This is a genomic window from Pseudomonas agarici (assembly GCF_900109755.1).
Classification (GTDB): domain Bacteria; phylum Pseudomonadota; class Gammaproteobacteria; order Pseudomonadales; family Pseudomonadaceae; genus Aquipseudomonas; species Aquipseudomonas agarici.
The window spans coordinates 25,371-37,588 of the sequence record NZ_FOAR01000015.1 but is presented as its reverse complement, the minus strand read 5'-3'; the positions used below and the strand labels follow the sequence as shown (position 1 = coordinate 37,588).

Genomic DNA, 12,218 nt, shown 5'->3' with positions numbered 1-12,218 from the left:
AGCTTCGAAATACCGCTAAAGCGCTGGTTCGGTGTTGCCTCACACCTGCCCGGCAGATCGTTGAGGCGGAGACACGCACGTTGAACAACCCGCGCCCCGTTGTATGCCTTACGCCGATTACGGCCAGTCTTCCCGATCGCAACCCGAAAATCCTCCTCGGTGGCAAACATCAGCCGACGCTGCTGCGTTATCTCGATGGCTGGCCGCGACGCAAAGGGCGCGCCTCGGCCTTCCTGATCCAGTTCGTCGAGGACGGTGATCCGCTGGAGGGTTTTGCCGATAACAGTTTCGACCTGGCGGTGATCCAGTCGCCTATGGCCGAACAAGCCGACGCGCTCATCCGGCAGTTGATCCGGGTGGCGCGCCAGGGCCTGATTACCCGGCGCTGAGTTTCAGGGAGAACTGATGGCGGTGCTGCACACCCACTCCACCTGGCTTGTTCAAATACGCTCGCACCTATTTTTACGAGAGGTGTCTGTTACGTTGTGAGTCCCGTTAAATTTTAAAACTCTCCAGCGACGCAGGATGGAATAGCTCCTCTGGCTGCAGTAAGCGAGACGACAGTCCTTCGCCATAGTGACGTTCCAGGAAGCGACTGAGTACATGGCGGTTGGCGGCGAAACCATAGGACCAAAAATCTTCGCCCAGCAGCTGGCGCGCCGCTCTTATCTGATCCTCGATGAACGGCAACGTGACCTTGGTCGCGGAGGTGTCGCTTAGTTTTTGCAAGGCGACGGACTTGGACTTCTCGAAGGCTTTGGCAACGGCCCCAGGTAACCAGGGATGCTGTTCAGCCAACGTGCGCCGGATCCCCAACACGTGCATGATCGGGAACAACTGAGTGCGGCGATACCAGTCTGAAGCAGCTCCCTGAGGATCACGGTAGAGATAGCCCACCTGAGGATGGCCCTGAGTAAAACACGAAGGGGCACGTGGGCCGATCACGGCGTCCAGTTCACCGGAGGCGAGCATGCCGGAGAGGGTTTGGGTCTCGGGCGCATTCTCGACGATGACATCCGTCGGCAATTTCAGGACAATTTTTTCCAGCCGTCCAGGTTCCTCATACCCCCCACGAATCCAGGTGACATCGGAGGCTTTGAGACCGTGATCTTCTTCCAAGAAAAGCCGCACCCAGACGTTAGCCGTCAACTGGTACTCTGGCACGCCGATGCGTTTGCCCTTGAGATCCGCCGCGGACTCGATGCCGCGGTCGTTACGGATATAGATCGAGGTGTGACGAAACGCCCGAGACGGGAAGATAGGCACGGCAATATAGGGACTGGTGCCCGCAGCGGTCTTAACGCTGTAGCTACTCAACGACAACTCACAGATGTCGTAGTCGGCATGGCGAAAAGCGCGGAAGAAGATTTCTTCGGGATCTTGCAACATAAAGATTGGATCAACTCCGTCAATCTGTACTTCGCCGTCCACCAATGGCCGGATGCGATCGTAATTGCCCACAGCGACGGATAGATTCAATTTGTTCATGAAGGGGTCTCGCAAGATTGAGTGGTTGCAACATTCACACCCAGTGTGATGTCACGTTGTTCATCGCTGGATTGCAGCATGGCAAGGCAGATTTCCAAGGTGTCGCGAGCCCATTGGCCGTCATGCAATGGCGCGACTCCGCAAAACCGTGCCAGATACAATTCGTCTATGACCTCGGATCGCGGTACCGTGGGTGGCTCCAGCCGCAGACGGTCACGGCTATCGGGCCGGTAAATCATGACGGCATCAGCCATCGGCTTCAGATCGCCACCTTCGCACGACACGATAATCGGGCCGAAATGCTGGAAGGCTGTCGCGTTGTCAGGAGAGGCGGCGATGTAGTGCTTGCCGCCGTAAGTGGACTCAGCTTTGAGTCGCGCCTCTTCCTCCGCCGATTGCACCTGTTGCAACAAACGACGGGCCTTTCCATAAGCCTCGGGGGTTTTGGGCTTGCCCATTTCGCCGACCCATCCCATCCATTCATCGGAGTCGAAGTAGCCGTAGCCGTTGTAGGTAATGGATGCGAACGCGCCGTTCTCGAACCAAAGCGTGGCGGTGTAGGCGCCTTCGGTTGGCCGCGCAGGGTCCCAATTACCTACGGCCGCTCGGACTCGGATAGCGCGACTACCCGCCAGCAAACGAACCACATCGACTTGGTGCGCGGCTTGACTGAATACCGCTCCGCCCCCTTCAGCGGTCGAGAGTTCTTCTGGGCGGCGAGGACGCTGCAGGTAGTCGGTGTAGTTCAGCGCCTGAATCATCTTGACGGCGCCGAATTCGCCGCTGCCTATCAGCTCCCGAGTACGCAGGTACGGGGTATCGAAGCTGTGGCAGTGCCCAACGATCATGTTCACGCCGGCCTGCGCGCAATCGGCGATCATCCGGTCGCACTCGTTCAACGATAGCGCCATGGGTTTTTCGACCAGGACGTGTTTGCGATGAGTGGCCGCTATACGGGTGTGCTCAGCGTGAAACTGATGCGGGCTGGCGATGTATAAGGCGTCGACATTGCTGTCTGCCGCCAAGGCTTCGATGGTCTCGAAGGCAGGCGCGGCAAAATCCCTTTCGAATTGCTCGCGTGCTGATGCACGCGGATCGCACGCGCCCACCAATTGAACGCGTCGGTCGGCCAGGAAGGTTGGCAGCATAAGTGTGAATGCCCGACCCAGACCGACTACACCTAGGCGCAAGCGGGGTGGAGACTCTGCGTGGCTGGGCATCACGCTCGAACCTCGTAATCGGGTTCGGCAACCCTATGGGCATTGTCACCGGCCCATACGTAATGACTTTTATACTCACGCCAGTCGATGTCCTTGGGCACGATTGCCTGGAACGAGCAGATACTGGAAGGAATCGCTTTCTCGCCGGTACCGATAGCCGTATCGCCTGCTTGGAATGCTGCCAATGCATCGAGCATCACTCGGCGGAACTCCACGACCGCGACGTCACTGGCGCCCAGGCGTTCATCGGAGCGGTTGGCGATAGGCCCCATGGTCACCCACATGGCAATATCTTGATTGGGGAAGCCTTTGATACCGGTAAAATTACCGTTTTTCATGGCTTCGCGATCCTGCCAGAAACGGTTCTCGTTGTTGCGCAGCGGACGGTAGCCGTCGTCCAGATCGATGCCGGTTTGCTGGCCGAGAAACTTGCGCCAGGTTTCGGTTTCCGGAGTGTGATCGGGATTTCCCCAGGCCATGAAATAGAAGGCCGTGTGGGTATCGTCGATGGGCACATTGATATTCGCCACGTTATACAAGTTATTCGGCGGAATCAGCGCGGTTGCGGGCGCTACAAACACGGTAGATCGCACATACTCGTTGGTGGCGGCGTTCTGAAGGGGGCGGCGCAGCGCGGCATAACGAAAGCCATAGCTGGTGCGGTCAACTTGCATGCGTGGCGCTTTGTCCGTAGAAGGTCGCAGCCAGTTTTTTGCGGTGGCCTCGGCGCTTGCGACCCGTGCGGGAACGAAATCAGAGGAGTGCAGGCTTGAGCTGTGTGCCGAGTCGATAGCGCCTTCCAGAATTTGCGCCCAGTTGCAAGGAATAATCGCCTTTGCGATGCTCACCCGAACCTTCTCATGGGGCGCCCAGGCCGGTGGCACGAATTCAGGAATCGCGTCTTGTGGCCCCATGTACGCCCAGACAAAACCGCCCCATTCGCAGGTTTTGTAGGCAGTGTGCTTGACCTTCTGGCACAGGCTGCTGGAGGCGGGTTCGGAGACCATTTCCAGCACATTGCCGTCCACGTCCATCTTCCAACCGTGATACAAACAGCGTAATCCTGAGTTTTCATTGCGCCCGTAGATCAGCGAGACACGGCGATGGGGACAATATTCATCCATGACGCCCACGCGACCGTCACTGTCGCGAAAAACTACCAAATCCTCACCGAAAAGACGGGCCCTGATTGGCGTGCCATCAGGTTCGCTGACTTCTTCGATCAAACACACCGGGGTCCAGTGACGGCGCATCATCTGACCCATCGGCGCATCGCCTTCGACACGACACAGCAACAGGTTTTCTTCAGGGGTCAACATAAACTCTCTCCAGCTATCACTCATCGTCTGTAAAAAAGGTCCTGTCGAGCTACACAGGCCACTAGAGGTCGAGCACCAGCACGGCATTTCTGGATCGGGAAACGCAGATCATGATCTGGTCGTGGTGTTCGTCCTCTCGCAGCACCCTGTCGCGATGCTCTGCGTCACCTGCGATCAGATGGGTACGGCACGAGCCACAGGTACCACTCTCACAAGAACTCGAAACCCGGATGCCGTTGTCGCGCAACACCTCCAGAATCGAGCGATCAGCGGGAACTTCGAGATGGTTTCCGCTCCGCTTGAGCGTCACCGAGAAGGGGCGGTTTTCTGTGAAGCAGCTTTGGTCCACGCCGAAGTTTTCGAAATGAACGGTGCCGGGTGGCCAATGCCCCGTCATATCCAGCACGCTGTCCATCAATGGCCGGGGACCACAGCAGTACACATGGGTGCCATTGCTTGGCTTGTCGAAAATTGGCCAGAAATCGTAGGCATCCGCAGGGTTGCCGAAATCATGATGAATGATCACCGTGTTGGAAAACTCGGCCCCTGAAAGCTCATTCAGGAAGGCGGTGAGTTCCGGATTACGGGTGCAGTAATAAAGTTTGAAGGGGGTATCGGTGCTGGCCTTGAGATGGCGCATCATCGACAGGATTGGGGTGATACCGATACCTCCGGCGACGAATATGAACTGCCGGGCATGCTCGGTGAGTTCGAACTCGTTTTGTGGGGCCGTCACCGGTAACAGGTCGCCGACCTCGACACCATCAACCATGCTCAGCGAACCACCTCGGCCATTGGCATCACGTTTGACCGCAATGACATAACGATCTCGCTCTTGGGGGGCGTTGCTCAGGGAGTAATTGCGAATGCTGCCGTTGGGCACTCTGACTCGCAGGTGCGCTCCGGCGGTGAACTCGGGTAGGAGCGCACCCGTTGGATGGGTCAATTGGAAGCAAAAAATGCCGTGGGCAATTTCGGTTTTGGCGACCACCCTTAGCGCTGTGAACCCATCATCGAGCCTTTCGGAACTACTCATCGCTGTCTCCTTGTCTCATTCGGTCGCAGGACCAACAGCTCCGCGACTCGGGTGTTTCATAGATATCTAATGTTTTCTAGGCGTAGTGCTGCCATTCAAGACTGCTGGTCCCTAATCGTCGATCAGTGGTTTTTCACTCAGGGTGTTAGCCGGTACGGCAATTAGCACCGCTAGACCACCTGCCAGGACCAGCGCACCGATAGCCGTCAGTCCGATGGCGAGGCTGCCGCTCACCGTGTTGATCCAGCCTAGCCCGACCGGCGCGCAGAAAGCGCCGACTTGGCCAAGGGAACTGATTGCCGAAATCCCCCCTGCGGCGGACTCGTCATTAAGGTAAGCCGGTGGAATGGACCAGATGATTGCTGCCGCGCCGAAGTACGACACGGCGATCATGGCCAGGCAAGCAATCGAAATAATGGCTGAGTCCAGGACATGGGGCAGCAAGCAGGCGCCCGAGGCGCCGAAGGCGACGCTGAAGAAGAAGTGCCAGCGGCGTTCCAGGCAAATATCGGAGCTGCGTGCGATGAGAATCATCGCGACTGCGCCCACGATGTAGGGCAGGGTGGATAGCAAACCGACCTGCAATACATCGTTAATGCCGGTCTGGCGAATGATGGTGGGTGTCCAGTAGTTAAGGATCGTGCCGCATAGCGGCACGGTGGCCCAGCCAGCCGCAAGAACATATACACGCGGATCTTTAAGGGCAGCCAGCAAAGCATGCCGCTTATCCGTAACGGGGTGCTTACCGGCACGGTCGGCAGCCAAGGCGTCGAGAATAATTGCTTTTTCCTCGTCGTCGAGCCACCGCGCCTGTTCGGGTTTGTCTACCAGGTAAAAGTAGGCCATCACCCCCATTGCGACCGCTGGCAGGCCTTCTAGGATGAACATCCATTGCCAGCTTTTCATTCCCATGACGTCGATGAAATTCACCAGGATCCCGCCAGATAGCGGGCCGCCAATAATTCCTGCAGCGGCAATAGCCAGCAAAAAACGTGAGGTTATGCGAGCTCGCCTGGCGCCGGGATACCAGTAGGTCAGATAGAGAATAATTCCTGGCCAGAAGCCTGCCTCGGCCGCCCCTAATAGTGCTCGGGCTATATAGAAATGAACGGGAGAAGTCATAAATGCCATGGAGGCTGAAATGATGCCCCACAGCAGCATGATCCGAGTAATGGTCAACCGGGCGCCGATCTTTTGCAGATAAAGAGTGCTGGGGATCTCCAGGGCGATATAGCCGATAAAAAACAAGCTGACGCCAAGGCCATACGCTGCGTCGCTCATGCCCAAATCATGCTTCAAGTGAATTTGCGCGAAGCTGATGTTCACCCGATCAAGATAATTGAGTACCCAAGCCACGAAAATAAATGACATCAATCGTAGCGTGACTTTTCTGTAAACCCTGTCAATGCGTTCGCTGCTGCGCTGAAGAGGGGTGGGCACGGCGTCTACGGTTACTGTTCTTGTCATTATGTGCGCCTCGGTCTTTTGTGTAGCACTCCGAAACCCTGCAGGGTTGAGGTGGCTTTATTATTAGGTCTCTAAGAATATTAGGAGGTAATTTTTGGATAAGCAATAAAAAAAGCAATGAATGGAGATTTTTCTGGCGCGCAAGGCAGTTTGAAGGGCAACGCGTTATGCTTACGCAAGTAATGAGATTGGATCTTGATATGACCGCGCGAAAACCTTTGGGCCAGGAACGGCCCGAGACTCAGGAAATACTCAGGCACTGGCACGACGTGGTGCCCAATGATCGATTAGCTCACTTGGTCAAGGATGCGACCCGTGCTCTGATCAGAGCGCTTCAGATGCGCTTGACCGAACACGATGTATCCTTTGGACATTGGGCTTTTCTGCGGATTCTCTGGGAGACAGATGGATTGACACAAAAACAACTCAGCACCCAGGCTGGGCTGATGGAGCCTACAACGTTCGCGGCGGTAAAGGCGATGGAGAAACTGGGATACGTCGTCCGGCAGCAACTGCCGGAAAACAAGAAAAATGTTCACGTCTTTCTGACCGAGGAAGGGCGTCGTCTGAAGGGGGTGCTGATTCCTTTGGCTGTGGAGGTCAACGAGGTGAGTGTTCGCGGGCTCAAGGATGAAGAGGTCGAGATCGCTCGACGGGTTTTGTTGACGGTGATCGAGAATCTTGCAAACGCTGAAGCGAGCTCCATCAATCCTTCCCATCGGATGCCATCAACGCGGGAAGTCGGACGCATGATCAACGAGCGCGGCGAGTCGACGGACACCGATTAAACAAAAAAGCAGACGCATAGGTTCATTTACAGCCGGTCTCCACAGGATGCAGCATGGGAGCCTCGCCGAACTCGGCGCACTGTATCTTCAGATGAGCAAGGAAATCCTCCAGCAATCTCGACCTCGGGGCATCGTGATGACGAAGTATCAGCGTTCTAACTTCGATACATGGATTGAAAGGTCGGGCCACCAGCCCCGGAATACCCATCACTGACAAGAGAAAGGGCTCCACCAGCGCGATCCCCGCGCCAAATTTGGCGAGCATCATCCCCGATAGCGACAGGCTGACCTGCGAGCGGATATTGGGGAACACACCCGCCTCGCTTAGGGCGCGATCAACATATGAGCGCATGGGCGACTGATTCAGATACGTAATAACAGGGTAGGGCATCAGGTCACTGATCTTAATGGCTGATCGTGTCGCCAGCGGGTGATCGTCTGGCATGACGCAGGCAATACTTGAACTGAATAGCAACTCCGTTTCAACTTCGTTGTGCACGATAGGGCCGTAGGCGATGCCCACATCTACCTCTCTGTTGGCGACCTGCTGAAGCACCACCGGTGATGAGCCGGAGTACAGCGCGATGCGTGTTTCCGGGCGCTCAGCCATAAAAGACGCGGCAGCTTGTGCCAAGACCCCATTGGTAACGGGAAAGCTGCCTGCCAGGGTGAGCGTACCCTGTATGCCGCCATTCAAGTCACGGATCAGTCGGTCAACGGCCGCCAGTCGATCAAAGATTCCCGCGACGTCAGGGAGAATCGCCTGGGCTTCCGGTGTCGGGATCAGTCGTGCACCCGTTCTTAGGAATAACGGCATGCCCAGTTGGCTTTCGCAATGGCGAAGCACTGCGCTGATCGCGGGCTGGCTGACATTCAATTGACGTGCCGCCGCCGTCACCGACCCGGTGCGCATGATGGCGTGGAATACCTCGAGCTGTCGCAGGTTCATGGCAAAACCCATAATTCTGTCTTATAGGTTTCGATGGTAATGTGATTGGAACGTTATAGGCAATCCTCCCAGAATGAACGGGCTTAGTAGGAGCCCGTTATGAACACCACCCTTTTGTCCAACGCGCCGGATGCGCCATCGAATTCCCTCACGCCTTTATCGGATGCGGTTACCGGTGCCAGCATCACTCCCCCCGGCGCCTGGCTGCCCAGAGGTGCCTGGGATTGCCACGTTCATGTGTTTGATTCGAGATTTCCCTTTAGTCCCCACCGCACGTTCACTCCGGCGAATGCATCGTTGCCGGCATTGCGGGAAATGCGTCAGCGGTTGCGGCTTGATCACTCGGTGATCGTACAGGCCAGCGCGTATGGTTCGGACAACAGCCTGTTGATCGAATGCCTGGAGCACGCGGAAGGACTCCTTCGCGGCGTGGCCGTGATTGATCAAGCTGTGACGGATGACCAGTTGCAGCGAATGAATGAGGCGGGAGTGCGGGGGGTGCGTCTTAATCTAGAGACTTTCGGCGTGACTGACCCCGAGAAAGCCAGTGCGCATCTGCATGCGTTGGCCGAGCGAATTCAACGTTTCGGTTGGCACATCCAGATCTATAGTCGGCTGGCCGTGTTCGTGGCGCTGAAAGCTGTCCTGGCGAACCTTTCTTGCCGAGTTGTGATAGATCACTTCGGCGGCGTGCAAGCGGCCGGGGGTATCGATCAGCCTGACTTCGCTGAGTTTTTAGCGCTGCTGGCGGGCGGAAACGTCTATCTGAAGCTTTCAGCCCCATCGCGTATCTCGCGCCTGACCTCCCAGGAGGATATTCAACCGATCATCGAGGCGCTTCTCAAAGTACGTCCTGACCGCTTGCTGTGGGGATCGGACTGGCCACATACCGGAGGTCTGCCGGGCCAAATCCGTCAGCGCGACGCCATCGAGCCTTTCGTGGCAATCGATGACGGGGCCAACCTCAACCAGTTAGCGAGCTGGATTAGCGATCCCTCTCAACGAGTAGACATCTGGCAAGCCAATCCCGCAGCACTTTATGGCTGACCGCTTACCTGGCGGTGCCCTCACAATAACAAAACTAAGGGTGAATATTATGGATGCGCCTCAGGTGCAATCTCTCGAGCGAATGACTATGCGTCAGATAACGTGGCGGCTACTGCCGTTTCTGATGCTGTGTTATTTCGTTTCTTATATCGACCGTATCAATGTCGGTTTTGCCGCGCTACAAATGCGGGGTGAACTGAAACTCACGGCTCAGCATTTTGGCCTCGGTGCCAGTCTGTTCCTGATTACCTATTGCCTCTTTGCAGTACCGGCCAACACCGCGCTTCGACGTTTCGGCCCACGCCGCTGGATTGCTTCGATGATGGTGGTATGGGGTTCGCTTGCCATGGGTATGGCCCTGATTGAAGGGCCTTACTCTTTCTATGGTTTTCGCTTGCTCTTGGGGGCTGCCGAAGCAGGATTTTTGCCTGGGGTGATTTACTACATCGCCCGGTGGTTCCCGAAGGAATATCGGGCGGGAATATCGGCATTGTTCCTGGTGGCTATCCCAGCGTCGAGTTTCGTCGGGGCTCCTTTGTCCGGGACATTGATGCAGCTCCATGGCTGGCACGGCTTGAGTGGCTGGCAGTGGTTATTTCTGCTCGAAGGGCTTCCTGCCGTTTTGCTTGCCGGATGCTGTCTGCGGGTATTGCCTGACACACCGGCTGAAGCTCATTGGCTTTCAGTGGGCGGACGCGATTGGCTCATTGCACGCCTGGAGCATGAGTCACGAGATCATAAGGCGGTAGGGCGTATGAGTGTCTGGCAAACACTTAGGAGTGGGCCTGTATTAACGCTTTGCCTGATTTATTCGGGTGTTATTTCCGTCGGTATCAGCTTATCGCTGTGGCAACCCCAGATCATCAACGGTTTTGGTTTGAATACCTTGCAAAATGGCTTGCTCAGCTCCGTGCCATTTGGCTTGGCGACCGTGGCAATGGTTATCTGGGGACGTCGCTCGGACAAGCACAACGAAAGGACTTGGCATACCGCCATTCCGCTGGCGTTATCCGGAATGGCGCTGGCTGCTTCTCCGTTTGTCGATTCGCTGGCTGGCACCATCCTCATTTTGAGCTTGGCCTTAATTGGCACTTATGCCGCTAAGGGGCCGTTCTGGGCAATGGTTACTCAATGGTTGCCCGCCGAGAGAGCCGCCACCGGGATTGCCGTAGTGAGTGCCATGGGCGGGCTATCGGCTTCTATCACAACATATTTGCTCGGTGCCATCAGCGCGTCGACAGGCAGCTTTACCTTGGCACTGATGCCTTTGGTGGTGCTAGCGGCTTTAGGAACAGCGGCGCTTTTCCTGGCCAATGCTGGAAAGTCCACGTGCAGCCTCAAGGCCTGCGAAGCGGGAAAGTCGAAATGTTGAGTTGCCGCCGTTTGCTTTGTTCCTTGGACATTGTCGCCGCTAGCGTTCCTGCGTGGCCTGAAGCCGGCGTCGCAGCCGTTGCAAGTGCGCGTGGATAACTCAGTTCGCCTTGACTGGGCCGTTTGATCGCGCCCACCTACATAATAAGCAGGTAATGATATGGAACTGACACGTGCGCTGGCTTCGCACATCGTGGGCCTTACTTCGGCTGATTTATCAGCCAAGGCGATACATAATGCGAAGGTTGTCATACTGGATACTTTAGGCTGCGCGCTAGCGGGCGCGTATGAGCCTGTCGTTGAGACGCTACTGAAAACTCCAGGTTTGAACGTTATCGGTCATGCGATTTTATTCGGCCGTAACGAGCGCCTCGAACCGCTGTGTGCTGCTCTGGTCAATGGCGCCGCCGCCCATGCATTAGACTTTGACGACGTTAATATGGCCATGGGCGGTCACCCGTCCGCACCGATTTTACCGGCGTTGTTTGCCTTGGCGCAAAACCATGTGTGCTCGGGTGAAGAGTTGTTGTTAGCGTTTATCGCAGGCTTCGAAACTGAAACAAGATTGGCGCGTAGCGTAAACTTCGTTCATTACGACAAGGGCTGGCATCCGACCGCAACGCTGGGAGTATTCGGCGCGGCGGCTGCCTGTGCCAAGTTGTTGAACCTGACCGAAGAACAAACCGCGACGGCGTTGGCTTTGTGCGTATCGCTGTCATCGGGGGTCAAGGCCAATTTCGGCACCATGACCAAGCCTTACCATGTAGGACATTGTGCGCGTAATGGGTTGATGGCCGCGTTGCTGGTGGAGCAGGGAATGACCGCGAGCCTGGATGCCTTCGAGCATGTCCAGGGGTTCTTCAACGTCTTCAACGGTCCGGGCAACTTTGATCGTGAACGTGCGCTCAGTGGATGGGGTTCTCCCATGGACATTGAGGCGCCGGGCATCGGTATTAAACTCTACCCGTGCTGTGACAGCACGCACGTGGCGTTGGATGCTCTGTTTGCCTTGCAACGGGAACACAGATTTAGTGCCGATGATATCAAACGCATTGACGTACAGATTCATCCTTTGCGCTTGACCCATGTGAATCGGCCGATCCTGCGTAACGCATTGGATGCGAAGTTCAGTGTGCAGTATTGCTTGGCTCGGGGTCTGTTGGATGGCCGCATTGTTCTCGACAGCTTTATCGAGGCCGCGTATTCAGCCCCGGAAGCGCATGCACTCATGCAAAAAGTAAAAGCTGGGCCCCATACGAATCTTTCACTGGCTAGCGAAGGTAATTACCTCACCTTACTACAGATAGCCTTGGCGGACGGTCGAGAGCTGTCTTTGCAACTTGACCGGCCCGATGGCCGAACGGCAGAACAGCCAGCGCCCTTTGAACTCATTGTCGAGAAGTATTTGAGTTGTGCAGGCAAAGTGCTTAATGCTGAAGCAGCACAAACACTACAACAGAAAGTTATGTCACTGGAAACACTGCCTACGCTGAAAGAGATTACTCAGCTACTGGCAGTATGAGTCTGTAATTC

11 protein-coding genes are annotated in these 12,218 nt (G+C 56.0%); 5 read left to right on the top strand and 6 right to left on the bottom strand.

The features are described from left to right. Positions 1-80 precede the first annotated feature (80 nt). The gene (locus BMX68_RS14980; RefSeq protein ID WP_017132946.1) at positions 81-389 is read left to right on the top strand and encodes a hypothetical protein; all 309 of its coding nucleotides are present in this window, start codon (positions 81-83) and stop codon (positions 387-389) included. Between the two features lie 106 nt (positions 390-495). Here the strand turns inward: BMX68_RS14980 and BMX68_RS14975 are convergent, their stop codons facing one another. From BMX68_RS14975 to BMX68_RS14955, 5 genes are all read right to left on the bottom strand, one after another. Then, entirely contained in the window at positions 496-1,488 is a 993-nt protein-coding gene (locus BMX68_RS14975) for an ABC transporter substrate-binding protein (protein ID WP_074862333.1), read from the bottom strand. Beyond that, a complete protein-coding gene (locus tag BMX68_RS14970) occupies positions 1,485-2,708 on the bottom strand; it encodes a Gfo/Idh/MocA family protein (protein WP_039792720.1) in 1,224 nt (407 codons plus the stop codon). Before BMX68_RS14970 ends, BMX68_RS14975 begins: the two co-directional genes overlap by 4 nt. Beyond that, the gene (locus BMX68_RS14965; protein WP_017132943.1) at positions 2,708-4,027 is read right to left on the bottom strand and encodes a Rieske 2Fe-2S domain-containing protein; all 1,320 of its coding nucleotides are present in this window, start codon (positions 4,025-4,027) and stop codon (positions 2,708-2,710) included. The genes BMX68_RS14970 and BMX68_RS14965 overlap by 1 nt, the downstream gene beginning before the upstream one ends. Positions 4,028-4,088: 61 nt before the next feature. Next, a complete protein-coding gene (locus BMX68_RS14960; RefSeq protein WP_017132942.1) occupies positions 4,089-5,063 on the bottom strand; it encodes a PDR/VanB family oxidoreductase in 975 nt (324 codons plus the stop codon). Between the two features lie 111 nt (positions 5,064-5,174). Beyond that, entirely contained in the window at positions 5,175-6,530 is a 1,356-nt protein-coding gene (locus BMX68_RS14955; RefSeq protein WP_017132941.1) for an MFS transporter, read from the bottom strand. A gap of 200 nt (positions 6,531-6,730) precedes the next feature. On the opposite strand from BMX68_RS14955, the gene BMX68_RS14950 reads away from it, so the two are divergent. Then, complete coding sequence (locus tag BMX68_RS14950; protein WP_026013277.1) at positions 6,731-7,318, top strand: MarR family winged helix-turn-helix transcriptional regulator; 588 nt, start codon at positions 6,731-6,733, stop codon at positions 7,316-7,318. Between the two features lie 22 nt (positions 7,319-7,340). Here the strand turns inward: BMX68_RS14950 and BMX68_RS14945 are convergent, their stop codons facing one another. Then, on the bottom strand, positions 7,341-8,279 hold the full coding sequence (locus tag BMX68_RS14945) for a LysR family transcriptional regulator (protein ID WP_017132939.1): 939 nt from the start codon (positions 8,277-8,279) through the stop codon (positions 7,341-7,343). A gap of 87 nt (positions 8,280-8,366) precedes the next feature. On the opposite strand from BMX68_RS14945, the gene BMX68_RS14940 reads away from it, so the two are divergent. The 3 genes from BMX68_RS14940 to BMX68_RS14930 all read left to right on the top strand — a co-directional run bounded on the left by BMX68_RS14940 (position 8,367) and on the right by BMX68_RS14930 (position 12,207). After that, positions 8,367-9,314: an amidohydrolase family protein gene (locus BMX68_RS14940; protein ID WP_081503050.1), complete on the top strand. Its 948-nt coding sequence runs from the start codon at positions 8,367-8,369 to the stop codon at positions 9,312-9,314. A 49-nt stretch (positions 9,315-9,363) separates the two neighbouring features. Further along, positions 9,364-10,686, top strand: a complete 1,323-nt coding sequence (locus BMX68_RS14935) for an MFS transporter (protein ID WP_051000660.1) — start codon at positions 9,364-9,366, stop codon at positions 10,684-10,686. Between the two features lie 159 nt (positions 10,687-10,845). Continuing rightward, positions 10,846-12,207 carry an MmgE/PrpD family protein gene (locus tag BMX68_RS14930; RefSeq protein ID WP_017132936.1) on the top strand — a complete coding sequence of 454 codons (1,362 nt, stop codon included), beginning with the start codon at positions 10,846-10,848 and terminating at the stop codon, positions 12,205-12,207. Positions 12,208-12,218: the final 11 nt, after the last annotated feature.